General features: G+C 36.7%; 22 protein-coding genes, 4 tRNA genes, 3 rRNA genes and 2 pseudogenes. 10 read left to right on the plus strand and 21 right to left on the minus strand.

Features of this window, described 5'->3' with window-relative positions:
- Positions 1 to 5: 5 nt before the first annotated feature.
- The 7 genes from RHAB15C_RS04705 to RHAB15C_RS04735 form a co-directional block, all read right to left on the minus strand.
- Positions 6 to 1,073 (minus strand): hypothetical protein, encoded by a 1,068-nt coding sequence (locus RHAB15C_RS04705; protein WP_194845100.1) that lies wholly within the window; start codon positions 1,071 to 1,073, stop codon positions 6 to 8.
- Between the two features lie 253 nt (positions 1,074 to 1,326).
- Positions 1,327 to 1,441: ribosomal RNA gene (gene rrf, locus RHAB15C_RS04710) — 5S ribosomal RNA — on the minus strand.
- A 130-nt stretch (positions 1,442 to 1,571) separates the two neighbouring features.
- Positions 1,572 to 4,513: ribosomal RNA gene (locus RHAB15C_RS04715) — 23S ribosomal RNA — on the minus strand.
- A 241-nt stretch (positions 4,514 to 4,754) separates the two neighbouring features.
- A 16S ribosomal RNA gene (locus tag RHAB15C_RS04720) occupies positions 4,755 to 6,311 on the minus strand.
- The 16S, 23S and 5S rRNA genes sit together here, the layout of an rRNA operon.
- 272 nt (positions 6,312 to 6,583) lie before the next feature.
- Positions 6,584 to 7,819, minus strand: a complete 1,236-nt coding sequence (locus tag RHAB15C_RS04725; protein WP_194844878.1) for a vitamin K epoxide reductase family protein — start codon at positions 7,817 to 7,819, stop codon at positions 6,584 to 6,586.
- The gene (locus RHAB15C_RS04730; protein WP_194844877.1) at positions 7,816 to 8,880 is read right to left on the minus strand and encodes an NAD-dependent epimerase/dehydratase family protein; all 1,065 of its coding nucleotides are present in this window, start codon (positions 8,878 to 8,880) and stop codon (positions 7,816 to 7,818) included. The genes RHAB15C_RS04725 and RHAB15C_RS04730 overlap by 4 nt, the downstream gene beginning before the upstream one ends.
- A gap of 95 nt (positions 8,881 to 8,975) precedes the next feature.
- Positions 8,976 to 10,517 (minus strand): Npt1/Npt2 family nucleotide transporter, encoded by a 1,542-nt coding sequence (locus RHAB15C_RS04735; RefSeq protein ID WP_194844876.1) that lies wholly within the window; start codon positions 10,515 to 10,517, stop codon positions 8,976 to 8,978.
- Positions 10,518 to 10,691: 174 nt separating this feature from the next.
- Here RHAB15C_RS04735 and RHAB15C_RS04740 point away from each other — a divergent pair, with 174 nt between their 5' ends.
- Both RHAB15C_RS04740 and RHAB15C_RS04745 read left to right on the plus strand, forming a co-directional pair.
- The gene (locus RHAB15C_RS04740) at positions 10,692 to 11,123 is read left to right on the plus strand and encodes an Hsp20/alpha crystallin family protein (RefSeq protein WP_194844875.1); all 432 of its coding nucleotides are present in this window, start codon (positions 10,692 to 10,694) and stop codon (positions 11,121 to 11,123) included.
- Positions 11,124 to 11,259: 136 nt separating this feature from the next.
- Positions 11,260 to 11,937: an adenylate kinase gene (locus RHAB15C_RS04745; RefSeq protein WP_194844874.1), complete on the plus strand. Its 678-nt coding sequence runs from the start codon at positions 11,260 to 11,262 to the stop codon at positions 11,935 to 11,937.
- Position 11,938: 1 nt separating this feature from the next.
- Here RHAB15C_RS04745 and RHAB15C_RS04750 read toward each other — a convergent pair whose 3' ends face one another.
- The 3 genes from RHAB15C_RS04750 to RHAB15C_RS04760 all read right to left on the minus strand — a co-directional run bounded on the left by RHAB15C_RS04750 (position 11,939) and on the right by RHAB15C_RS04760 (position 15,325).
- A complete protein-coding gene (locus RHAB15C_RS04750; protein ID WP_194844873.1) occupies positions 11,939 to 12,847 on the minus strand; it encodes a DMT family transporter in 909 nt (302 codons plus the stop codon).
- Between the two features lie 79 nt (positions 12,848 to 12,926).
- Positions 12,927 to 14,543 carry a phenylalanine aminomutase (D-beta-phenylalanine forming) gene (locus tag RHAB15C_RS04755; protein WP_194844872.1) on the minus strand — a complete coding sequence of 539 codons (1,617 nt, stop codon included), beginning with the start codon at positions 14,541 to 14,543 and terminating at the stop codon, positions 12,927 to 12,929.
- Between the two features lie 440 nt (positions 14,544 to 14,983).
- On the minus strand, positions 14,984 to 15,325 hold the full coding sequence (locus tag RHAB15C_RS04760) for a YqfO family protein (protein ID WP_194844871.1): 342 nt from the start codon (positions 15,323 to 15,325) through the stop codon (positions 14,984 to 14,986).
- A 132-nt stretch (positions 15,326 to 15,457) separates the two neighbouring features.
- Here RHAB15C_RS04760 and RHAB15C_RS04765 point away from each other — a divergent pair, with 132 nt between their 5' ends.
- Complete coding sequence (locus RHAB15C_RS04765; RefSeq protein WP_194844870.1) at positions 15,458 to 15,628, plus strand: hypothetical protein; 171 nt, start codon at positions 15,458 to 15,460, stop codon at positions 15,626 to 15,628.
- 102 nt (positions 15,629 to 15,730) lie between these two features.
- Here the strand turns inward: RHAB15C_RS04765 and RHAB15C_RS04770 are convergent, their stop codons facing one another.
- From RHAB15C_RS04770 to RHAB15C_RS04785, 4 genes are all read right to left on the minus strand, one after another.
- On the minus strand, positions 15,731 to 16,234 hold the full coding sequence (locus RHAB15C_RS04770) for a hypothetical protein (RefSeq protein WP_194844869.1): 504 nt from the start codon (positions 16,232 to 16,234) through the stop codon (positions 15,731 to 15,733).
- A 203-nt stretch (positions 16,235 to 16,437) separates the two neighbouring features.
- Positions 16,438 to 16,520, minus strand: a tRNA-Tyr gene (locus tag RHAB15C_RS04775).
- A gap of 11 nt (positions 16,521 to 16,531) precedes the next feature.
- A tRNA-Thr gene (locus RHAB15C_RS04780) sits at positions 16,532 to 16,603 on the minus strand.
- A gap of 39 nt (positions 16,604 to 16,642) precedes the next feature.
- Positions 16,643 to 16,852 carry an SEC-C metal-binding domain-containing protein gene (locus RHAB15C_RS04785; RefSeq protein WP_198424161.1) on the minus strand — a complete coding sequence of 70 codons (210 nt, stop codon included), beginning with the start codon at positions 16,850 to 16,852 and terminating at the stop codon, positions 16,643 to 16,645.
- A gap of 92 nt (positions 16,853 to 16,944) precedes the next feature.
- On the opposite strand from RHAB15C_RS04785, the gene RHAB15C_RS04790 reads away from it, so the two are divergent.
- From RHAB15C_RS04790 to surE, 4 genes are all read left to right on the plus strand, one after another.
- On the plus strand, positions 16,945 to 17,697 hold the full coding sequence (locus tag RHAB15C_RS04790; RefSeq protein ID WP_194844868.1) for a tRNA lysidine(34) synthetase: 753 nt from the start codon (positions 16,945 to 16,947) through the stop codon (positions 17,695 to 17,697).
- A 121-nt stretch (positions 17,698 to 17,818) separates the two neighbouring features.
- Positions 17,819 to 18,124 carry an IS630 transposase-related protein gene (locus tag RHAB15C_RS04795; protein ID WP_220716087.1) on the plus strand — a complete coding sequence of 102 codons (306 nt, stop codon included), beginning with the start codon at positions 17,819 to 17,821 and terminating at the stop codon, positions 18,122 to 18,124.
- On the plus strand, positions 18,057 to 18,290 hold the full coding sequence (locus RHAB15C_RS07460; protein ID WP_350339540.1) for a sodium:solute symporter family transporter: 234 nt from the start codon (positions 18,057 to 18,059) through the stop codon (positions 18,288 to 18,290). Before RHAB15C_RS04795 ends, RHAB15C_RS07460 begins: the two co-directional genes overlap by 68 nt.
- A 105-nt stretch (positions 18,291 to 18,395) precedes the next feature.
- Entirely contained in the window at positions 18,396 to 19,193 is a 798-nt protein-coding gene (gene surE, locus RHAB15C_RS04800) for a 5'/3'-nucleotidase SurE (protein ID WP_194844866.1), read from the plus strand.
- Here surE and RHAB15C_RS04805 read toward each other — a convergent pair.
- On the minus strand, positions 19,180 to 19,578 hold the full coding sequence (locus RHAB15C_RS04805) for a hypothetical protein (RefSeq protein ID WP_194844865.1): 399 nt from the start codon (positions 19,576 to 19,578) through the stop codon (positions 19,180 to 19,182). The genes surE and RHAB15C_RS04805 overlap by 14 nt on opposite strands.
- A gap of 85 nt (positions 19,579 to 19,663) precedes the next feature.
- Positions 19,664 to 19,801, minus strand: a pseudogene (locus RHAB15C_RS04810) (IS5/IS1182 family transposase); the annotation flags it as partial.
- A 97-nt stretch (positions 19,802 to 19,898) separates the two neighbouring features.
- Here RHAB15C_RS04810 and RHAB15C_RS04815 point away from each other — a divergent pair.
- From RHAB15C_RS04815 to RHAB15C_RS04825, 3 genes are all read left to right on the plus strand, one after another.
- Positions 19,899 to 19,971, plus strand: a tRNA-Val gene (locus tag RHAB15C_RS04815).
- Between the two features lie 15 nt (positions 19,972 to 19,986).
- Positions 19,987 to 20,060 (plus strand) — tRNA-Asp (locus RHAB15C_RS04820).
- Positions 20,061 to 20,132: 72 nt separating this feature from the next.
- Complete coding sequence (locus RHAB15C_RS04825) at positions 20,133 to 21,029, plus strand: YitT family protein (RefSeq protein WP_194844864.1); 897 nt, start codon at positions 20,133 to 20,135, stop codon at positions 21,027 to 21,029.
- Here RHAB15C_RS04825 and rfbA read toward each other — a convergent pair.
- The 5 genes and pseudogenes from rfbA to RHAB15C_RS04850 all read right to left on the minus strand — a co-directional run bounded on the left by rfbA (position 21,019) and on the right by RHAB15C_RS04850 (position 24,879).
- Positions 21,019 to 21,909 carry a glucose-1-phosphate thymidylyltransferase RfbA gene (gene rfbA / locus RHAB15C_RS04830; protein WP_194844863.1) on the minus strand — a complete coding sequence of 297 codons (891 nt, stop codon included), beginning with the start codon at positions 21,907 to 21,909 and terminating at the stop codon, positions 21,019 to 21,021. The genes RHAB15C_RS04825 and rfbA overlap by 11 nt on opposite strands.
- A gap of 28 nt (positions 21,910 to 21,937) precedes the next feature.
- Positions 21,938 to 22,336, minus strand: a pseudogene (locus RHAB15C_RS04835) (phosphoribosyltransferase); the annotation flags it as partial.
- A 109-nt stretch (positions 22,337 to 22,445) separates the two neighbouring features.
- The gene (gene accC / locus RHAB15C_RS04840; protein WP_194844861.1) at positions 22,446 to 23,813 is read right to left on the minus strand and encodes an acetyl-CoA carboxylase biotin carboxylase subunit; all 1,368 of its coding nucleotides are present in this window, start codon (positions 23,811 to 23,813) and stop codon (positions 22,446 to 22,448) included.
- Positions 23,814 to 23,840: 27 nt separating this feature from the next.
- Positions 23,841 to 24,344: an acetyl-CoA carboxylase biotin carboxyl carrier protein gene (gene accB, locus RHAB15C_RS04845; protein WP_246587534.1), complete on the minus strand. Its 504-nt coding sequence runs from the start codon at positions 24,342 to 24,344 to the stop codon at positions 23,841 to 23,843.
- On the minus strand, positions 24,322 to 24,879 hold the full coding sequence (locus RHAB15C_RS04850) for an elongation factor P (protein WP_194844860.1): 558 nt from the start codon (positions 24,877 to 24,879) through the stop codon (positions 24,322 to 24,324). The genes accB and RHAB15C_RS04850 overlap by 23 nt, the downstream gene beginning before the upstream one ends.
- Positions 24,880 to 24,925 lie beyond the last annotated feature (46 nt).

The following is a 24,925-nucleotide window of genomic DNA, read 5'->3' on the forward strand; positions in this document are numbered from 1 at the left end:
AATTTTTAATAATTTTCTTTTGATAATGATTCGTAAGAAGGAGCAGAAGGAGCAAATTTAAATCCGGATAGATCAGGATAAATATTACTGGGATTTGTTCTTTGGTGATATATGGCTTGAGATTCATCATAAGAAGGAGGAAGATCTCCATTTGAAAGGTCATTGTTATAAGCAGGCTGTTGTTCGCGTAGAACATCGTGAGATTCAAAAAACCCCATCAAGCCTTGAACTTGTTCCTTAACTACAGAAAATTCTTTCTTTCCTTCTTCTTTATCACTCCAGTGCATTCCACAATTATAAGCTGCATACATCACAGCTATAGAATTCAAGACTCCACCTGTAACAACCGCTGCTGTTCCAGCCGTAGCAAGTGCTGGTGCAGATGCAAGGATAGTGATACCACCAGCAGCCATTGCAAGAGTTCCAACTAAGCTGGTTAATATAGAATATTTATAATTTGTTATTTTATCTACAGCTCTCTGATCAATTTTTAATTGTGTGTTAGCTATTTCATTTATTTGAGCATGCAAGGTAGTTTGAGATGCAAATCCTTGAGCCCATTGCTGTACTCTTTTAGTATTTTCTAAATAGTTTCTAGCTCCTTCTACGGATTTAGAGAGCCTGGCATAAACGAATAGGGAAACTCCTGCCACAGCAGTCGAAACAATACCAATAGCAGCTATACCTTTCCAATTCGCCTTTTCTTCTTTGGTTTTTTTCTTTTTAGTAGCCGCTTTAGCATCTTCAGAATCAGAAGATGATTCTGCTCGAGCACCGTGTACATAAATACGGTTATCGACATAAGTTGTATTGTGTGAGTTAGTAGTTGTGTCACCAGAAAACCAACTTCTAGATGCAGATCGAAAAGGTGTGTAAAATGCAGGTCGTCCTGAAGAAAAGAAATAGTTATTCGTTATATTCCCTAATCCTAAACTTTCCTTAGCTCTGTTATAATCAGCTTCTTTTACTTTTTCTGGTGTTGTTTTATCATATTGAGTATCAACTCGTGTTAACCAATCACGAATACAAGCACTTGATTGAAAATCAAGTAATCGAAAGTTAGTTGTTGTCATATTTTATCCTCTTAAGTTAAAAAAACAAATAAATTTTACTTTAGTTAAATTAAAAGTTTATTTTTAGATATTAAAAAAATGAATATTTATTATCTGAATAAGTCATTATATTAGCCTCCTCATTTTCTTCATAGATTAAATCTATAAAGAAACGTAATTACACTTTAGTAGGCTTATTTAAATTATTTTTTATTATTTTTAGACATAAAAAAAACCCTAGTTAGGTCTAACTAACTAGGGTGGATAGAAAAAAACTTGGCGGCGACCTACTCTCCCATACTCTTGCGTATAATACCATCGGCGATGAAGAGCTTGACTTCTGAGTTCGGGATGGGATCAGGTATTTCCTCTTCTCTATTGCCACCAAGACTAAATTTTTGTCAGATTCCTCTCACTAATGCAAATTGACGCTTGAGTTTGTTAGTTTCCAAAACAGCTTTTTAGCTGCATCTTCAGTATTCTCCTTATTTTAAGGAAAATAGTGATGATGAAAAAAAAGTAATCAAGCCAATGGACCTATTAGTATTGGTTAGCTCAACACATTACTATGCTTACACATCCAACCTATCAACCCTGTCATCTTCAGGGAGTCTCATTGGGATATCTTATCTTGAAGGAGGCTTGGCGTTTAGATGCTTTCAACGCTTATCCTTTCCGAACATAGCTACCCGGCTATGCACTTGGCAGTACAACCGGCACACCATTGGTTCGTCCACTTCGGTCCTCTCGTACTAGAAGCAGCTCTTCTCAAATATCCTACGCCCACAACAGATAGGGACCAAACTGTCTCACGACGTTTTGAACCCAACTCGCGTACCGCTTTAATTGGCGAACAGCCAAACCCTTGGGACCTTCTACAGCCCCAGGATGCGATGAGTCGACATCGAGGTGCCAAACCGCCACGTCGATATGAACTCTTGGTGGCGATAAGCCTGTTATCCCCGGAGTACCTTTTATCCGTTAAGCGACGGCGATTCCACTTTCTACCGCCGGATCACTAAGTCCTACTTTCGTATCTGCTCGACTTGTTGGTCTCGCAGTTAACCTCCCTTATACCTTTACGCTCTATTCGTGATTGCCAACCACGATGAGGGAAGCTTTGAACTCCTCCGTTACTCTTTAGGAGGATACCGCCCCAGTCAAACTACCCGTCTGACAATGTCCAACTTCCGGTTTCACGGAATATCGTTAGATTTTCAACCTTTCAAGACCGGTATTTCAAGGTCGACTCCATTTGCCCTAACGAGCCAACTTCTACGTCTTCCGGTTATCCTACACATGAAAAGTCAAAAGCCAATATCAGAGTATAGTAAAGGTTCACGGGGTCTTTCCGTCTTGTTGCGGGTAAACGGCATCTTCACCGCTACTACAATTTCACCGAGTCTCTCGTTGAGACAGTGCCCAGATCGTTAGGCCATTCGTGCAGGTCGGAACTTACCCGACAAGGAATTTCGCTACCTTAGGACCGTTATAGTTACGGCCGCCATTCACCAGGGCTTTAATTCAATGCTTTGTCGATTGCTCAACTGACATCTCCTTTTGACCTTTTGGCATTGGGCAGGCTTCACACCATATACGTCGTCTTAGACGACTTTGCATAGTGCTGTGTTTTTGTTAAACAGTCGCCTGGGCCATTTCTCTTCGACCAGCTTTCGCTTCTATTCGCGAAGAATATTACGAACTCTGGCCCCTCTTCTCCCGAAGTTACGAGGGTAATTTGCAGAGTTCCTTAACGAGAGTTGTCTCGCGCGCCTGAGAATATTCATCCCACCCACCTGTGTCGGTTTTGGTACGGTCGCTAAATTACGGTTAGAAACTATTTCTTGGAAGCATCGTGCTACGTCATCGGTTCCCCTTTCAGTTCCCCTTGGGCTCTGCCTAGATTTTTGTCTGTGGACTTCCCTTCAGACCCTCCTCACAGCTCCACGGACATCCAATCGTCCGCACGCTTAACTTACTCCGTCATCTCTTCACCATTGCTCTTTAGCGGCGCAGGAATATTTAACCTGCTTCCCATCGCCTACGCTTTTCAGCCTGAGCTTAGGGGCCGGCTAACCCAGGGAAGACGAACTTTACCCTGGAAACCTTAGGTTTTCGGCGAAGAGGATTTTCACCTCTTTTATCGTTTACTCATGCCATGCATCTTCACTAGTATGCGCTCCAACACTCCTCACGGTATATCTTCTCCGCACATACTACGCTCTCCTACCGCATATCTTATCGATACACCCGCGATTTCGGCTCTATACTTTAGTCCCGTCTATTATCGGCGCAAAGTTTCTCGATTGGTGAGCTGTTACGCACTCTTTAAATGATGGCTGCCTCTAAGCCAACATCCCAACTGTCTTTGAAACTTCACTTCCTTACTCACTTAGCATAGAATTTGGGGCCTTAATCGGCGATCTGGGCTGTTCCCCTTTTGACTATGTAGCTTATCCCACACAGTCTATCTCCCGGATTCCTTCTTGGTATTCGGAGTTTGATTCCCTTTGGTAAGGCGGTAGCCTCCCTTGTGGATTCAGTGCTCTACCCCCAAGTCGGTATTCCCGAGGTTAACCCTAAAGTTATTTCGAAGAGAACAAGATATCTCCAAGTTTGATTGGCCTTTCACCCCTATCCACAACTCATCCAAGTCTTTTTCAACAGACACTGGTTCGGACCTCCAATCGGTTTTACCCGAACTTCATCCTGGTCATGGATAGATCACTTGGTTTCGTGTCTAAGCCACACGACTATACGCGCTATTCACACTCGCTTTCGCTTCGGCTCCAGAACGTTTGTTCTTTAACCTTGCCATGTAGCTTAACTCGCTGGCTCATCATGCAAAAGGCACGCCGTCAGCCATTCACCTTACGGTGCATAGGCCTTCGACCGTTTGTAAGCTGCTGGTTTCAGTTTCTATTTCACTCCCCTAACAGGGGTTCTTTTCACCTTTCCCTCGCGGTACTTGTTCGCTATCGGTCATCGTTTTAGTATTTAGCCTTGGAGGGTGGTCCCCCCTGCTTCAGACCGGATTTCCCGTGCCCGGTCCTACTCAGGTACCTATCTCGCTTATCTCATCTTTCGCATACGGGACTCTCACCCTGTTTCGTTGGCCTTTCCATACCATTTTGCTAAACTCGATTTCGCTTTATAATAGGCCCTACAACCCCAGAAATTAATTCCTGGTTTGGGCTCTTCCCACTTCGCTCGCCGCTACTATGGGAATCTCTTCTAGATTTCTTTTCCTCTGCTTACTGAGATGTGTCACTTCAGCAGGTCTTGCTTCTTTAAACTATGTATTCATTTAAAGATGATAGAGGGCTTCTCTATCGGGTTCCCCCATTCGGATACCTTCGGTTCTACGCCTTTTCCGACTCCCCGAAGCTTTTCGCAGGTTACACGTCCTTCTTCGCCTTTCGATGCCAAGGCATCCACCAACAGCCCTTAGCAGCTTGATTACAAAACTTTTTTGCTGCTAATTTTTGAGCTTCCTTTTCTTCGCCGTTTCTTCTTCTTTTCATTCTCAAGCGCCAATTTACATCAGTGAAATCTTTTCCACTTTAATACTTTGCGCTTTATTTGAGATTTCTCTCTCTGACTAAATTTAGTTCTATCAAGATAACTTGCTTAACAGCAAAAAAGAAGTGACGTGGACAAAATAGAGCTTGTCTCAACCTTAAGGAACTATTTTAGTCCTTAAAAGGAGGTGATCCAGCCCCACCTTCCGGTAGGGCTACCTTGTTACGACTTCATCCCAGTCATCAGCCTTACCTTAGGCGCCTCTTCCCTTGCGGTTAAGTCAGCGACTTCGGGTAAAACCAACTCCCATGATGTGACGGGCGGTGTGTACAAGGCCCGGGAACGTATTCACGACGTTGTTGCTGACACGTCATTACTAGCAATTCCAACTTCATGTAGCCGAGTTGCAGACTACAATCCGAACTGAGATCGGTTTTATAGGATTTGCTCCACCTTACGGTCTTGCTGCCTTCTGTACCGACCATTGTAGCACGTGTGTAGCCCCAGACATAAAGGCCATGCGGACTTGACGTCATCCTCACCTTCCTCCTAGTTAACCTAGGCAGTCTCATTAGAGTCCCCACCTTCACGTGTTGGCAACTAATGATAAGGGTTGCGCTCGTTGCGGGACTTAACCCAACACCTCACGGCACGAGCTGACGACAGCCATGCAGCACCTATACAAAGATCCTTTCGGAACACATCATCTCTGATGCTGTCCTTTGCATTTCGAGCCTGGGTAAGGTTCTTCGCGTTGCATCGAATTAAACCACATGCTCCACTGCTTGTGCGGGCCCCCGTCAATTCTTTTGAGTTTCACCCTTGCGAGCGTACTCCTCAGGCGGTATACTTATCGCGTTAGCTACGACACAGCCAGGGTTGAGCCTAACTACATCAAGTATACATCGTTTACGGCAAGGACTACCAGGGTATCTAATCCTGTTTGCTCCCCTTGCTCTCGCGCCTCAGCGTCAGGTAAAAGCTAGAAAACCGCTTTCGCCACAGGTGTTCTTCCACATATCTACGCATTTCACCGCTACACGTGGAATTCCGTTTCCTCCGCCATCCCTCAAGAATTGCAGTTTCAAATGCGGCTCCAAAGTTGAGCTTCGGAATTTCACATCTGACTTTTAATCCCGCCTACGCGCCCTTTACGCCCAATAATTCCGATTAATGCTTGCACCCTCCGTATTACCGCAGCTGCTGGCACGGAGTTAGCCGGTGCTTCTTTACGCAGTACTCTCATATGACTTAGTTATTCACTAAACCACTTTGCTCTTGCGCGAAAGAGTTTTACAACCCGAAAGCCTTCATCACTCACGCAGCGTCGCTTCGTCAGGCTTTCGCCCATTGCGAAAGATTCTCGACTGCAGCCTCCCGTAGGAGTTTGGGCAGTGTCTCAGTCCCAATGTTGGCGGTCAATCTCTCAATCCGCCTAGACGTCTTAGCCTTGGTGCGCCTTTACCACACCAACTAGCTGATATCACATGAACCTATCCTTTACCGCAAGGCCTCTTTACAAGGTCCCCCACTTTGATAGCCAATAACTCTTTATCGGTACCTCATTCGGTATTAGCGCCTGTTTCCAGTCGTTATCCCCAGGTAAAGGGTAAGTTATTCATGTATTACTAACCCTTTCGCCACTAAACTAAAGGTTACCCTCTAGCTTCGTTCGACTTGCATGCCTCATCCACGCTGCCAGCATTCAATCTGAACCAAGATCAAATTCTCAGAAAATATATTTCTTGAAAATTTGCTCATATTAAAAAAAATTAACAGGCAAATAAAATAATTTTATTTATCCCATTTACACAAGCTCTATTTTGCTTGCACGTCACTTCTGTTTTGCTGTTAAACACCTTTTGAACCAATCTCGTTGATCCTATTCCTTTTGCGTTTCTTAAATCTTACGTTCTAAGGAAGTAAACAACATACATAATATACCTCTTTTTTCGCAATTCCTTTTCTCGCTTTTTTTCTCTTTCTCATAGAGAAAAAAAATTGTAACTTTAAAAAATTAGACGTTGCCAAGAGCCATATTTTTCAAGAACTTTTCCTTTTGGGAAAGATAAGAAGCAAATTAAAGCCCCTAAAAAAAGATTATGAAAGATAAGTAACAAGGAGATTTCGTGATGAAACCAAACCACAACAAGTAAAATAGCCCCAAATAGCAGATTCAAAAAGCGCAAGGACCGAAATACTTCTGCACAGGAAATCAAAGAAATAAAAGCAATTAAAGGTCCTAATATGTAATGTATGTTAATTAAAAAACCATTACTTATATAATAGGAGCTAATAATTAACCAAACACCTACTATAATTAATAAAAGCAGATTCCAAGGCAATGTGATCCCAAAGGACTGCTTGAAAAACTTGGGTTTTTTTTCCTCTATATGTATCCCATGCCAAAAGGTTTGCCAAAAACAATGCTTGTGTTTTGCTTCTTTTAAAAGCAAAAGAGTAGCTACTAGCTCTGGAGCTGTAAATAAAATCATAATAGACATAAAACAAGCTGTAGCTAAACATAAACTACACCACGCACCAACAACTACAGGCTGTAAAATAATTAACAGAACGCTAATAATACTTACAGGAACGACAAGAAAACCAAAAAAGCAAACAAGCCATGGGTTTTTTGCCCATCTTTTACTACCGCCTTGCCATCCGAGTAAAAACTCTAAAGTATATCCAAAAGCTCCTAAGCCAGCATCAGAAATAGGAAATGCATGGGAAACATCAGAATTGAGTACTTTACTTGTTCCATCTAAAAAAAATGGATCCCAAACATAAGCAATGTACCCTAGTTGATAAGCCGCCATATATCGTGAAAATAACCAACACACAAGAGCTAAAGCAATAGTCAAAACCCTTGCAGTCCAAGAAGAAGGATTAAAAGACCACCCTTTGGGATAAAAGTTTGTATTTTCAAAAGAAATTTCAGACATTGCTAATTGAAAACCAAAAACAACTGCTAAAGACCCAATTAGCGTATCATTTAAATAAATAAGAGACTGAGAAGCCCAAAATGCAAGAGGAGCCAATTTTAGCCAGATACCAAGCCCTGTTATACCCCATGCAAATCCCTTTTTTTTAGTATAAAAAAACCCTATAGCAAATAATGTAATAAGCAACCCTATGCTAAGATCATTATACATTAGTAGGTCGTCTTGATAAGAAAAGGTTAAAGGATTAGCAAATAACCAAATTCCTAAAGCCATGCTAAGAAAACAAAATAATTTTTTCATTGCCTCTTTTTCTTAAGAAAATTAGGTATATTCAACCCATTTTCTGTATACCAAATTATCGGATCTTTTTTTAATTCTTTAGCCCATTGCAAAATAGTTTTATCCACGCATTTTTTTGGCTCCCAACCTAGGAACCTTTTTGCTTTTGAGATGTCTAATTCATAATGATCATCTGCAATTTGAATCATCCAAGGTTTGATAAAAGAAGGTTTCATAAACGGCAGATGGTCTTGAAACCAAGCACCTATTTTGGCAATTGGTTTAGGAACTCTCCAAGTTTTCCATTCTTTTTTATACAGTGAAGAAGCCATTTTTTTCTGCAGCTCATCATAACTAAAAGTTTTATCTTCCCCAATTAGCAGATTAATCTCTTCTGGGAGCTCTTTACGTTTCTTTACACATAAGCTGATAGCTTCTACTAAATCATTCATATGTACAAAGCTAGACCCACAATGAATATCACCAGAAAAAAGATGAGCTTCTAATTGGTTTTCAAAAATCCTCTGCATTTGATTAGATAAGGGGATAGAGTGGCATTTATCATCGTAAACACCTGCAATGCGTAAATTAACACTACTAAATCCTTTTCTCAATTCATGAATAAGATACTCTGTTTGTGTTTTAGAGCGTGGATATCCCCAAGAAGGAGCTATAGGCGAATCTTCTGTTATTTTAACTCCTGGTCGAGTTGGTTTGTATATCAACATTGTCGAAGAAAAGATAAATTGCTCCAATTGGAAATGGGCTAAACCTTTTAGAAGTCTTTGAGTACCTTTTACAGTAATTTGATCGTATTTTTCACTCTCCGGCTCTGCAAAACTATAGTAAGCAGCAAGATGGATAACCGAAATTATTTTATCTCCGTGGTCTTTTTTTAATTGCTCAAATCCTTTGAGTACACTTTCGTCAGACGAAATATCTACTTTAATAAACTTCAGTTTCGGATTTATAGGCGGAGCAACATCAAAACCAATGATTTGGTAATCTTGAGAAAAATACTCTGCTACTTTCGAGCCTATTCTTCCACTTATTCCTGTAATTAGAATGATTGGCTTGCTCATTGTGAACAACTCGCTTTGGACTTACATAAAATATTTAATGTATGTTTTACTTATTTTTTGCAAGTTTTATATAAAATAGATTGATAAGGACTAGCTTATAGATTAGAGTCTGGCAGACTCTGCATAGAAATGGGTTTATCAACTACAGTCATTTGTTTAAACTGTTTGCCTAAATAAAAAGTAGATGAAATCCAAGCAATTAAAATAAGAAATAAAATACCAGCTACAAAAGGAGCTGAAAGAGCTACACTTCCCATTATAATAATACACATCTGATAAGCTAATGAAGAACCGGACTTACCTAAACTTGAACCTAGACCATCAATCGCAGCTTTTCCTTTGAGTTTAGATTCACTATTAAGAGGTAAAAAGGCTACTTCTTTAGAAGCATCAAATACCGAATATTTACAAGCCTTGCTTAAACAATTTTGTAAAGATCCGCAGTATACCGTCATTGCAAAAGGAGCTAGCCCAAAAATAGCTGCTGAAAAAGCAGCCAGTGAATCAGTGCAAAACATAAAAGTAAAAAAACCAATAGCAGTCAGCGTCATGATCACTGGGGTTATAACTGCAGTAAAAGTCCAACCAAGTCTTGTAATTAAAATAGAAAAAAACAAAGCTCCACAGGTAGCTAATATACCAATTCCGATAGTTATTTTATTCATGTGCTCAAGCATGATATTAGGATCGCTAAATAGAGTTGCTAACTGAGCTTTCCATAAGACATCTGTAAGGTTAATGCTAATGTTATAGCCTAAAACAATGATAGCAAGAGGAACTAGATACCTAGAGTGAAGAATGTATTTTATGCTCTCTCTAATGGAAAGTTGTTTTTTAATTTCTTGTTTAATCAAGCAAGGATCTTTTCTTTCTTTATCAGCTAACACATAGTGATTAACCCAAGCATAAAGACCCATGCAAGCAACCCCTAAAACCACAATTAACAAAATAAGCTGATAGATTGTTTGGCTCCAAAGATTTTTACTAGTGGGTAAAAAAGAATTAGTAAAAGGTTTGCTAAAAACTAAAGCTAGAGCCCCCCCTAAAACAGGGGCTATATTTGCACCCACATTTAAAATCCCATACGTTCTTTTTGCTTCATTTACAGATGTTACATCATTTACAAAACCCCAGTAGATTACAGCTAACAATAAAGTAGCCCATAACTCTGAAACTATATAGAAAGAGGTAAAAGTCCAATTACGCACTAAGGCTATTAAACCTTGAAATCCTTCTGGTAAAACAGCAGATAACCAATTTCCTATTGTATGTAGATGCAATTTTTCGCTATTTGGATATAAAATGAAGGCAAATACAAGAAAATAGGTAAGAAAACTAGAAATGGTAATATAAAAGACAGCTGATTTACTAAAATAGCGATTCAAGCGAGTATACAGCCAAGTAGAGCCAACTGCAGCTGGGAAAATCCCCCACACCTTAATAAAAGGGATTACCTCTGCCCCTGAATGCTTTGCTGTTAGAATAACTGCATCTTTTAAATTTCTTAGTACGCTGTAACTTACACAAATGAGAAATAGCAAAAGCAACATGGAAAGAACTTTTTTAAGTTCAGAGCGATGAACAGGCCAAAAAATACTTCTTAAAATACCGAAGGTTTTTACTTTTTCTTTTGCCATAAACCTTTTCAATAAGAGACTTTAAAATCCTATATAATAGAGTGATTTTTGCAATCCCAAATCTAGCATTTTATAAAACTCATTACTTTTTTCCAACACTTTTTTCTTGTTTATTTTTATTTAAACTAGATATATATAAAATTATAAATTACATACATAACCAAATTAAAATCTATGAGTCGCAATCTAACTCACCATCTTCATGAATTTTTCCCTCACATCAGCAGCCCTTTTTCTTTATTTGGAGAAAAAAGAGGGATGTTTCTTTTTAATCCTTTTGAAGAGTCCTCAGGTTTAACTATATCAGAAGATGAAAAATATGTTTATATAGAAGCCTATGTCCCTGGTATTAAATCAGAAGAAATAGAGCTTTCTTTAAACCAGGGAATTCTTTGGATTAAAGCAATTAAAAAAGAAGAGACAAAAGATAGTAAAAAAAAGTTTTATAGAAAGGCTACTAGCTCTTTCTCTTACAGTATCCCCTTACCTAGCGCTGTAGATGAAACAAAAAGTCCAGAAGCTATATGTAAAAACGGAATAGTAAAAATAAAATTTAACAGAAAAAAAATCCAACCAGCCAAAAAAATTTCTGTACAAGTCCTTTAAGTTTCGGACTCTTTTCCATTTTCTAAAAATAAAAAAATGTTATTTTTTAAAAAGAAGCTTCTGTTAAGATTAAACCTCTTTAAGAAGCTTCTGTTAAGATTAAACCTCTTTTCAAACTATTTTTAACCGGTGTTTTATGGCTGAATCTCCTACTGACATGCACGTATTTATTCTACTAGGTCCTCCTGGATCTGGAAAAGGAACCCAAGCAAAAAATTTATCTCAATATTTCCATCTCACTCATATTTCAACAGGAGACCTACTTAGAGAACAAATTCATAAAAAGACAGAGCTCGGTAAAGAGGTAGATGTCTATATGCAGAATGGCCAATTAGTCCCAGATGAAATTATTTTACATATGCTATTTGAAAGAATCTCTATGGTAGATTGCAAAAAAGGCTATATTTTAGATGGGTTCCCTCGAACATTAGCTCAAGCTAAAAAATTACAAACTTATTTTACAAAAAATAAAATTGAACCATTTGTTTTTAATTTAGATTTAAGCGATCAAGAGATTATTAGACGCTTGCAAGATCGTCTAATTTGCGCAAAGTGCCATACTCCTTACCATCTGTTCAATTCTCCACCAAAAAAAGCAGGTATTTGCGATATATGTCACGCGCATTTGACTTATCGATCTGATGATCAACCTGAAGTGGCTAGTAAACGCCTGCAAATATACCATGAGCAAACAGCTCCTTTAATTATGTATTATAAAGAGCTTAAATTACTTCATGTCATTGATTGCAATCACGCAGAGAAAGAAATTTTTCATCAAATGCTTCTCTATTTAAATAGACCTTTCACACTGTAGCCTAAGAAATGAAGCGCTTTTTTCCATAAAATTGAATAACGCTACCTATAATAACCAAAGCAAGACCTAAGCCAGACCAGAAATTAGGCAACCGATTAAAAATAAGCCAGTCAAACAATCCTGAAAACAGAAGAGCTACATAAGAAAATGGCGCTAAAATGGACGGCCTAGCATATCGATAAGCAAACCCACGAAAAGACTGGTTAAAAATGCTTGTCACTCCCATGCCTAGTAAAACCCATATATGCACAAGGCTACTTGTATGTCCATAAGCGCTTGTCTGAAATAATTCCCCTGAGAAAAGATAAAAAACTCCAGTAAAAATAGAGCAGAGAAAAAATAAGAAAAATAATGTGCTTTGTTGAGGAGTATGATGCACTTGATGAGAATAGATTACTTGAGAGCCTGCTAAAGCTACCGGAATCAGAAATCCTACTAAGCTAATCCTACTAATAACTTCAAGATCTGGCTGTAAAATGCAAAGTACCCCTATAAAAGAAATCACGATACTAAATAAAGTAATCATATTTAGACGCTGTCTATGAAAAAAGCTTTCAAATATTAAAATAAATAAGGGTGAAGTATTTTGTAAAACAGCTGCATCAAGTAAAGATTGCTGATTTAAAAAATAAAAGAAAGAATACTGATATACAAGTACACAACTGCTGCGCAGCCATTGTATTCTCCAGTTCGTTGCTTTCCAAAGTTGAACAACAGAATATTTTGCTAGAGAAAATGGTAAGAGCAAAATAAAAGGAATGGCAAACCGTAAAAATGTGATTAAGAAAAAAGGAGTACCATCCAATCCAAACTTAGAAAACAACCCAAAGAGAGAAATCCCAATAGTTGAAAGTAGGATGTATACCACTCCTTTCATGAAATCTTGGTCGAAAGATTTTTCTGTAGACATATGTGAGGGCCTTAAAGAGAAGTGCTTAATCTTCATTTCTATACAAGACTTCTACTATCCTCTCAAGATAAAAACCTCTCTACTCCTTCATAAATGGTATTCTTCCCTGGATTTTTTCCACTTCTTGTAGTAAAACTCCAGTTTTAATGATATCTGCTAACTTCTCTAAGTAATCAGTTAAGCATTGATCCGTCGATAAATAAGGAACATATTTACGTACCGTGCTAAACACCTCTCTTGTAGCACTACTTAAAAGATTTGCACCTCTAATTTCGGCAGCCTGCACTCCGCATAATAATTCAAAAGCTAATACATAACAGCTATTTTCATAAATTTCTTGAGCTCTTCGACCAGCAACAAGTCCCAAAGAAACAATATCTTGAAAATCTCCAGTTGAAGTGAGCGACTGAATGGAAACAGGACTGCATAAAGAGCGGTTTTCAGCTGTTAAAGAAGCTGACATAAACTGACCCCCCATTAATCCTAGTCGCAAACCTGGATTTTCCAGACATAAAAAAGCAGGTAATTGGTTACTATGATTTTTATCCATAAATCGATCAATACGTCTATCAGATAGATTAGATAATGTAGTCATACATATAGAAAGATGATCCATGGCCATGGAAATGTATTGTCCGTGAAAATGTCCATTATGAAATACCTCTTGATGTTCGCAAAGGATCAAGGGATTATCATTACTTGAATTTAATTCATTGGTTACTACCTTCTGAACCCATTCAAGGTTTTCTCGAATAGGTCCGATAATTTGAGGTGTACAACGAATGGAATAAGCATCTTCAATAGGAGCTTGAGTAGCTATTGGCTGGGTATGCACATAAGACTGTAACTGTTCTTCAACAGATTTTTCATCTACTGCCATTTGCGAGTCTTGCAAAATGGCCCAAATATTTTTAGCGGTTATCAACTGACCTTGATGAGGCTTTTGCGCATGTACAAATGGATGAAAAGGTTTCTTTTTCACCATTAAACCCTCAAAAGTCAAACAAGAAATTACATCGTAAGTTTTAATAAGCGAAATTGCTTTCTCCACAAGTAAAGATGCCAAAGATGCCATTGCAGATGTTCCATTAATTAAACACAAGCCTTCTTTAAAGCTTAACTTCATAGGCTGAATACCTGCCTCTTTTAAAGCTTGCTCTCCAGAGATAATTTGACCTTGATACTTTGCTTTCCATTTACCTGTAGCAACAAGAGCAATACATGCTAAAGGTCCCAAATCTCCACTTGCACCTAGAGATCCTTTTGAAGGGATACAAGGAAGAATTCCAGCGTTATAGATTTGCATTAATTTATCAAAATTAACCCAAGAAATAGCGGAAGCACCTCGAGCTAGAGAATTCAATCTCGTTAAAATAGTAGCTCTTACTATGCGATCATCAAGGTAAGAACCTACATTTGTTGCAACCGCAGAAATTAAATTCTCTTGTAACTGTCCAGCAGAGATAATAGGAATTAGCCAATCTACAAAACCACCTAAACTTGTGTTTACTCCATAAATCACCCGGTTATCTTCTACAAACCGATCTAACAACTCTCGAGAACCTTCGATTTTTTTTTTCGTCTCTGCAGAAACTTCCACTTTAGATTTAGCGTTTCTTCCAGCTTGGTTTAAAATCTCTGTAGTTAGATCATGTCCATTAATAATAATCGTATCATTTTCTTTTACTAGTATCATAAATTAAATATCCTATATATAAATTAAAAAATTATTTTTAAAAATAAAAAATCAGAAAGACTAATTTATATAAGATAACAATTTATAGTCATTAAAATTATAAATTACTTTTTTTTATATAATTTTAATTTAATAAAATAACTTGATTAAATTTATATTTAAATATTTTTACAAGCAATTTTTGTAATAATTGCAAAATCCTTTTTTAAATTTTTCACTTAAAAAATGCACTCTAATGCAAATTAGTTGGAATTGCTTTAAAGACTCATTTAATTAAAAAAATAAGAACTGGAGACCTTCTCTAAATTTCTTGCATTGAATTACTTCAATACAAAATTCAATCTCTATTAAGAGAAAGAAAAGGAAACTTGCTACTTAAGGATTCTTATAAAGGATATCAAGTCATATTAGTACAAGAAAGCAACATGCTTTTCATTTGCTCATGTGAAAAAGTCTCTTTGATAAACAGGATATATATCAATAGCAGGCTCTTCATAAGGATGAACTTTACTAATTTCTTCAACGACTTGTTTTATATAAATTCCTTCGCAAAGCATCTCAATTCGCTCTTCTATTACCTCTTCTAATTGATTCTTTTTACCAATCCAAGGTTCAGACCATTCTTCAGGTTGAAATCTTCCAACTCCTTTTACAGAAAAACTACAACAAGAGTATTTACCTATTTTTCCAGCTCCTGCTTTAGCAGCAGCAGCTCTTATTTGATCTGCGTGAGATTCAGGAGCAAAAATAACAAGCTTTACCCATTTTGAAATAACTTTCATAGATTTTCCTTTGAAATCCCTGGAATAAGACGCTCTCTATATAGAGACATGTTTTTTCAGAAAAAAACTATAATATAGTGCCTTTGAAATTCAATATATTTTAATCTAGAAATTGGAGGTTATGCCGAAAAAATGATTGCAGACGCTAGATTTGCTTTTCTTATTACTGATAAAAAAGAGCTTGCTTTACATAAAAAATATTTTGACTTTCTTCTTTCTACAACTCACAACTCTTTAAACGTAAAAGAGCATGTAGAACTTACTAAAGAGCAAGAGGAAATTATGTATGACAGGAGCTTTTAGTGAAAAAATAGATCTATTAAATAGCGCTTTAATTAATAGTCAAAAAAACCATTTATGGAAGTGATATCGCAAATAAACCTAGTATTCAAAAATTGCTCATAGCTAATTTGCAGGAGCAGATCTTTTTAAGAAATTTTCTTGTCTAATGGTTTTTATATCGCATTTTATAACAGAGAGATCATTTTGTATTCCCTTTAAAACGTTAAGTAAGTCTCGTAACCTATCTTGTATACGTTCATAATTTCTAGCTTCAAAGTTCACTAAAGTAGCAAAAGCACCTTGTTGAGTATAGAGATTAACGATCTGAAATGGCCAATCATACTCCCCTGTACGCTGTATAGATACAGGATCACCAATAAGCCAACTGGCTGCAGGATTACCATATTTATCTACTCCAAACCAACCTGATCCCTTATGAATGAGCACCTTATTTAACACAAAATGGCTATTGTCGCTTAAACAAACATAATATTGATCATCTAAACAAAAACTGCTTTTTACAGTTAAAGAAACCTCTGCTGGTTCTGCTTGAACTCTTGCAGAAAAAAAAGATAGCATACTAAAAAAAACAAACCCTAATAAAATCGATCTTCTTAGTGTATTCATAAAATTGCACTTCCATTTTGCTCAAAGAAAAAAAGATTAAAAGTTATATTAAAAAAGTTCAAGATTTTAATAGAAGAAAAGCTTGCTAAATATAGGCACGCTTTTTAAAAAAAATTTATGATCTCTAGATTTTTTTTGAACTAAGAATAGTCTTTAAAATCACAATTTTCTGGTGGCTATTTACACACTTTTTATAGGAAAAATGGGGGCAGTTGGACTCGAACCAACGAAAGTCTAAGACTGAGAGATTTACAGTCTCTTGCAATTGCCGCTATGCGATACCCCCCTCGAAAACAATGCTGGAGAAAGGAATCGAACCCTCAACCGTCCGCTTACAAGGCGGATGCTCTACCGTTGAGCTACTCCAGCAATTAGATGAAAGCTTTATAGCAAAGAGCTGTTTTACCCTCAAGAATTATCTGGCTTTTTATTTTCAGAGGACATGACGCTCTTAGCTTTTTGAAAAAGAGAAGAAACCTTTCCAGATGACATTGAAGGCTGTTGTAGAGAAATTCGCTCTGAATTTAGTGTCTTGGTTTTTCCTTTGCTTTCACAACATTTTTTAAATTTTTTTCCTGAACCACAAGGGCAGGGATCATTTCGACCTGTCTTATTCATGTTTACCTCAAAAATAGGTGCTAGGATATCCTAAGTCGCACAAAAAGAGCAATCGTGAAATAATGCCATTGAAAATCTTAAGGACTTTAAATATGACAACTTTACCTATTCCATTAGCTACTCCTCCTTGGACTGGCTTAGGTCGTAAACTAGAAAGCTTATCTCGCAAGGCCCTATACGAATATCAACTATTAGAAGGAATTGATAAATTGGCAATTGCTTTAAGCGGAGGCAAAGATAGTCTAAGTTTATTATTTCTACTCAAAGCAATTTTAGGAAGAGGGTTTCCTCTTATCCAACTACACGCTATTCATATTGGAGGAGCTTTTTCTTGTGGAGCTGGAATTAGCAGCTCTTTCCTAAAAGGGATTTGCGAAAAGCTAGATGTCCCTCTTACAATTGTGAAGGTAGATCAGGATATAAATACATTGCAATGCTATTCCTGTTCGCGCAATAGAAGAAAAATTCTCTTTGAAACAGCAAAAAGCGTCCAAGCAACAACTATTGCTTTTGGTCATCATCGCGATGATAGCATAGAAACTCTTTTTATGAATCTTATGCACAAAGCAGAATTCTCTGCTATGTTGCCTAAAGTTCCCATGCACGATTATGGTGTTACTATCATTCGACCTTTAATTTATGTGCCTGAAGAGAGTTTAATACAGTTTGCTAAGTTTTATGAATTTTCAAGAGTTGTTTGCCAATGTCCAGTAGGTCAAAGATCTATGCGTAAAAATGTAAAGACTATTTTAAAAAACATACAAGAGAGTTTCCCTAATGCAGCTGATAATTTAGCAATAGCATCCCGTATTTGCGGTTCTCAAAAAGCTTTAAAAAAACCTTAAGATCTGTTTTAACCTGTCAAATTATGTATGTATAGAAATTTAACTTTAAACTTTCACGACAAAGAAGTATGATGCTTACATGGCATATTCCTATGATTTAAGAAAAAAAGCATGAGACTATATAGAGAAAGGCAATTCAAAAGAAGAAGCAAGTCAAATCTTTGGAGTGACGGCGCGTAGCATATTTAATTGGATCAAGAGAAAAGAACAAAGGCGCTTAGCCCCTAATAAAACAAGAATAGGTTTTATTTTATGTGGTGTACTAGCTGCTACAATTAACGCAATGAGTGCTCAAGTATTGGTTCTTTCTTCTAATATTTCAGAAGATTTTTATAAACGCTCAATCCAAAGAGAGGTTAGTGGTTGCACGAATAGGAATTCTTATAGTTGCATTCCTTGCTTTTTTTATTGCTTATGCAAAAATTAGCACCATCTATTCGCTTGTAATGTATGCATGGTCTGGTTTAGGCTGTTCCTTTGGACCTTTAATTCTATTATGTTTATATTGGAAGAAAGTAAATAAATATGGAGCTTGGACAGGAACTTTAAGCCGGTGGCATTACAGCAGCTATTTGGCCTTATTTTACTGCTAAAATACCATTCATGATCCCTGGTTTTTTTGTGGGATTAATTGCTATTTATGCAGTTACTAAATTAACTGAAAATAAAATTCCTCCAGTAACACTATAGGAGATATAATGCAAAAAAAACCTTACATTTTAATCACAAATGATGATGGGATCGAAGCTCCAGGGCTTTTTGCCTTATATCAAGCTGTTTGCAACTTTGCAGAAACTGTTATCATAGCTCCTGCATCAGAACAGTCTGGCGTAGGAGCTGGTATTTCTTTAAGAAACCCTTTACAAATTCAACCTGTTCTTTGGTCAAACAACCCAGAAGCGTGGAAAGTAACAGGCACTCCTGCAGATTGTGTACGTTTAGGGCTACACACTATTTTAGATCGAACACCTGATCTCATTTTATCTGGAATCAATCGAGGATCCAACGCAGGAAGAACTATTCTCTACAGTGGCACTGTTGGTGCTGTTATTGAAGGAACAATGAAAAATGTCCCTGGAATTGCTTTTTCCTCCGTCAATTATAAGAATCCCAATTATGAGCAGTTTAAAGAATTTGTGCAGCCTATTGCTTTACAATGCTTAACCCAACCACTGCCTCAAGGAACTTTACTGAATGTAAATTTTCCAAACGCAGAAAAAATTCAAGGTATAAAACTAGCTCATCAAGGAATGGGTTATTGGATGGAAGATCCAGAACAAAGACTTCATCCAGAAGGACATGAATATTATTGGCTAGGAGGCAAATGGAGTACACATGAAGAAGAGGAAGGAAGCGATGTATATTTACTAGAAAAAGGATATGTTACAGCTGTTCCTATTCACGTCAATCAGTTAACAGATAAAGCATTGCTTGCAGAAAGAAAGCAACCTTTTGAGCATTTTGTAAATTCCAAATTAACTCTCACCGAACTTTAACTTGTTTTTTTGCAATTTGCCTTTCTACCATACCTAAACGCAGAAATGCCTGCTTTTGCGTTCTTTCTATAATTTCTCTTCCACCTTCTATTTCATATAGTCTTTTTAGTTCTTCTTTTAAAGCAATACTATAAAAAGAGGGATAAAACTCTTTAGATTCTAAACTCCTTTGTTGAAATTTACGAGCTGCTATCATTAAATCAACTAAATCTTCAAAATGTTGTTTTAAAATAGGTTGAGCTTGCAGTAATTGTTGACGATCCTGAATAGATTTCAACGTATTAAGCATTTTTCTACAATGAGCATTTCCTTCAAATTGAAAATCTTCATAAGAACTGGGATTGCATCCTAATAAGACAAAAAAGATGATAAATAATTTTTTCATGTACAACTCTTAAATTCTCACAAAAGTGTTACATACACGCTAAAATTGATCTATGAATTTGTCAATAGACCTCTTTCGAAACCCATTAACGTAGCTCCAGATTATAAACGCCGGCAATGAGATTAAACCGAAGACCAAACCTTTTCCGCCTATTTCTATCACGATCAGCTAAAATTTTAAATCGCTTAAGCAGGCTAATAGCATTTTCATTAATTACGCGTTCTAAGGAATCTCTTACGATCACAAATGCTTTAGGTTTTTTATTTAAAATTTCTTGCAGAAAAACCCTTATGTGTTTAAACTATGTACTTTGTTGCTTGGGGCGCATAGCTCAGTTGGTAGAGCTCCTGTCTTACACACAGGTGGTCATAGGTTCAAGTCCTGTTGCGCCCAAGACCTGTCACATTTGCGGGAGTAGCTCAACTGGTTAGAGCGCCGCCCTGTCACGGCGGAGGTTGCGGGTTCAAGTCCCGTCTCTCGCGTTTGTAAAATACCAGTGGTTATAAAGCTTGCTTAAAATCGTATTTTAAAGCAAAAAAAAATCTATAGACACCATGAGCAAGCCCTCTTTTAAAATTGCAAAGCATCATATACTCAGTTTTCTTTGGATAGCTATAGGAGCGTTTTTAGCTGCAGTTTCCGTAAGGATTTTTCTGATCCCTAATCAGCTAATCGATGGTGGAATTGTAGGTATTGCTCTAATCTTTGGTCGTTTATATAGCGATGGATATCTATCTTTCATTCTAATCGCTCTAAACCTGCCTTTTATCTATCTTGCGTATAAATATATTCGTAGGTCTTTTGTAATACACATGCTAGTTGCGGTATTATTATTTGCAGGATTTTTAAGCGTCCTACGCCAATCTCCTCCTTTTATGGCGGATTCTTTAGAAATTATTGTATTTGGGGGTGCTATTTTAGGGGTTGGAGTTGGACTCATTATTCGCCATGGAGGATGCTTGGATGGCACGGAAATCTTAGCGATTATTATTAATCGTAAAAAAGGATTTACAGTGGGACAGGTTGTTCTATTTGTAAATGTATTTATTTTCGGCGCCTATGGATTGATTTTTAAAGACTGGCACATCGCCCTACAATCCTTAATGACCTATATTGTTGCTTTCAAAATGATGGACTTAGTAATTGTAGGCCTTGATGAGATAAAATCCGTGCTTATTATGTCATCAAAATCTAAAGAACTTTCTCATGCAATCATTAATGAATTAGGCCTTGGCTTAACTATTATGCATGGGAAAGGAGGTTTTTCAGGAGATGCTAAAGAGATTATTTTTGTAATAGTTGAACGTTTAGATCTTGCTGAGTTAAAAGAAATCGTCTTAAGAGAAGATCCTAGTGCTTTTATGGCAATCGAAGATCTACATGAAGTTGTATATGGAAAAAAAACAAATGCTCCTTACAAAAAACGCTCCCGTTTTAAATCTATATCTTAGCTAGTTTTGTCTCTTCTTTTTGTACAAGCTTATATAAATGTCTGCCATAATCGGTATCTGCATAAAGAGATGCTGCTTTTTGTAATTGATTTAAATCAATAAAACCCATCTGATAGGCAATCTCTTCTAGACAAGCAATATAAATCCCCTGTCTTTCCTGAATTGTTTTTACATATAAAGAAGCTTGTTGCAGCGCATCGTGAGTCCCGGTATCTAACCATGCAAAACCACGCTCGAACAATTTGACCTGTAGTTGTTTTTTTCTTAAGTAAAGTTTATTTAAGTCGGTAATCTCATACTCCCCTCTTTTAGATGGCTTTAACTGTTTAGCAATAGATACTACTTGATGATCATAATAATAAAGACCTGTAACAGCAAAATTAGACTTAGGATGAAGAGGTTTTTCCACAATATCAACTACTTCTTGGTTTGTATCAAATTCTAATACTCCATAGCGATGGGGATCTTTTACTTCATAGCCAAAAATAGTAGCGCCTTCTACAAAAGAAGAAGATTCTTTTAGTAATTGAGAGAGCTGATGCCCATAAAAAATGTTATCTCCTAAGATTAATGCTACATTCTCTTGATTGATAAAAGACTCTCCTATTAAAAAAGACTGAGCAATCCCCTCCGGTTTTCCTTGCAGTGCATAAGAAATAGAAATCCCTAAATCTGAACCATCTTTAAAAAGATGTTGAAAACGTGAACTATCTTCTAATGTAGAAATAATTAAAACCTCTTTAATACCAGCTAGCATGAGAATAGCTAAAGGGTAATAAATCATTGGTTTATCAAATACAGGTAAAAGCTGCTTACATACACTAATTGTAATAGGATAAAGTCTAGTGCCTTTACCTCCAGCAAGAATAATTCCTTTCACGTAAATTCCCTTTTTAATCTGAAATTGCTTATAAAGTTTTTAAAAGATAAATTCCTTTCAATCCACGATAATATTCTTTGTAATCCAATCCATAATCCACTACAAATTGATTTTCTATAGAAAATAATAAGTAATCAGGTCGATACTCTAAATCAGAGATATTTTTAGAAAGCAAAACCAAGGATTTTAAAGATTTGGGCTTTTTTTTAGCAATTGTATTGCCAGAATCAAAAATATCATCAACAAGGAGCACGCTCTTAGAGAACAGGTCTAAGGATTCTATTCCTTTTACTTGCAAATTTCCTCTGGTTTTTCCGTGATAGCTGCTAACTTGAATGCTTTCTGCTACACAAGGTAAAGAAATATCTCTGATTAAATCAGCAAACAAACAAACAGCACCTTTCATAATCATAACAATCACAATTTCCTGATCTTTATAATCAGTTTCTTATTGAATCGCTACTTTAGCAATCTTATCCTGGATTTCATCTATGGATGATAAGTAGATTTAATTCTAAGGTAGAATATATAGACACTTATTCTTTGGGTTTAGTAAAATTACATCCTTCTGCAATTAGTAGATCAATATAATTGATAAAATACTCATTATTTAGAAAACACTTGTTTTCTAACATAAATAAGTGAAAAGCAATAGTAGAATCTATCCCACCGATATGAAACTCTTTTAGAGCTCGTTTAGCAACTGCAATGGCTTCCTTACGATCTTTTCCTTTCACAATCAATTTAGCAATCATTGAATCGTAATAAGGTGAAATTCGATAACCAGAATAACAAGCACTATCTATACGCACATGGGGACCTACAGGAGGAATATAATATTCTAGTATTCCAGGGCAAGGCGTGAAATGATTTGCAGGATTCTCTGCATTAATTCGACATTGAATGACATGCCCATCAAAACAAATATCTTTTTGCTTGATCTTCAGCTTCTCGCCCATTGCTACTTTAATCTGCTCCTTGACTAAATCAATATTTGTTAATTCTTCTGTAATGGTATGCTCTACTTGAATACGAGTGTTTACTTCCATAAAGTAAAAGTCTTTATTCTCATCTAATAAAAACTCTACCGTTCCTACGGAATGATAATGAGCAGCTTTAACAATCTCAACAGCGGCTTCTCCCATTTTCTTACGCAAAGAAGGATTTAATAAAGGAGAAGGGGCTTCTTCGATTAATTTTTGTCTTCTCCTTTGAACAGTACAGTCTCTCTCCCCCAAATGTACGTAATTTCCATATTTATCTCCTAAGACCTGTATCTCAATATGACGAGGATTTACAATCATTTTTTCTAAATAGACATCTGCATTATTAAAGATGGTTTCAGCTTCTGTTTTTGCAGCAGAAAACTGTCTTACAAATTCTTCAACGCTATAAGCTATACGAATTCCCTTACCACCACCGCCAGCAGACGCTTTAATAAAAATGGGAAACCCTATTTGCTTGGCTTCTTTTAGTGCCTCTTTTACGTCTAAAATCACGCCTTTTGATCCTGGTATCACAGGACATTTAACGTTTTTTGCGGTGGCTTTTGCCCCAGCTTTATCCCCCAAAAGAGCAATCGCTTGAGAAGAAGGCCCAATAAAATTCACCCCACAGCTTTCGCAAATAGAAGCAAAATTTGCATTTTCACTTAAGAAACCATATCCTGGGTGAATAGCATCTGCTCCTGTTACTTCACATGCAGATAAAATATTGGGTATTTTAAGATAAGATTTTAAGAGAGGTGGCTCTCCTATACAGATTGCTTCATCTGCATGTAGCACATGCAACGCTTCTGCATCTGCTTGAGAATACACAGCAACTGTTTGTAGACCTAAGTCATGACATGCTTGAATAATCCGTACAGCAATTTCACCTCGATTAGCAATTAAGACTTTCTGCATATTCCACACACTTAAAAAAAAAATTGATTATACAATGCGGAACATCTTAGTTCCAAATTCTACGGGATGCCCGTTTTCTACAAGAATTTCTGCAATTTTGCCACTTGTTGCTGCTTTTACTTCATTCATAACCTTCATTGCTTCAATAATACAGAGAACGGTATCCTCTTTAACCATATCTCCTACTTTAACAAATGGCTCATCGTCTGGTGAAGCAGAACTATAAAATGTCCCTACTAGAGGAGCTGTAATATGTTGCCCTGGTTTTTCTTCTTTTGCAAGAGAAGAAGGCTTTTCTGATGAATGTATGGGAGGAGAATGGAAAAAAGCCTGCTCTTTATTCTGCTCTACAGATGAAAAACTAATAGGCGATGTATGAGAACCAATTTGCGTTTCTAGGTGCAGCTCATCTCCTTCTTTTTTTTTAATGATCAGTTTTTGGATGCCTGTTTTTCGCATAGCAGTCATCAAATCTTTAATTTCCTTAAGCTCCACTCTTATGCCTCCTTTAAACCCTCTGGATGTATTCATTTGTTTGTGTATCTATCTTTATAATATCTCCAGATTCGATAAAAACAGGCACTTCAATTTTAGCCCCGGTTTCTAATAAAGCTATTTTTGTAGAATTAGTCATTTTTAATGCCGATTCCATTTCTTCTGTCTTAAGCACAACAAGTTCTAAAAATTGGGGCAGTTCAATAGAAAAAACAGCATCGCCATAGAATACAGCTTTTAAAGAGGTGCCTTCTTTCAAATAATTTACTTTATTACCAATAATCTGAGAGGGAACTAAGACCTGTTCTAGACTTCCTATATCAAGAAACAGATAATTTTCTTTTTCTAGATATAGGTACTCTAGAGATCTTTCAAGAGGAGCAGCATCTGCTACAACTTGATTGAGTTTAAAATTTTTTTCCGATATCTCTGCTGTGAAAAGATTTTTTAACGTTGTTTTCACAAAAGGATTATCTTTAGCAACAGTTACTTTAACACAAGATTCTACTTTATACATTTTACTATCAATAGAAAGAACCATTCCAGGAGAAATTTGATTGCCTGTTATCATATTTTTTTCCATATTTTCAAAATGAAAATGTTTAGTTTAAAATCGT

This window comes from Candidatus Rhabdochlamydia porcellionis (assembly GCF_015356815.2).
Taxonomy (GTDB): Bacteria; Chlamydiota; Chlamydiia; order Chlamydiales; family Rhabdochlamydiaceae; genus Rhabdochlamydia; species Rhabdochlamydia porcellionis.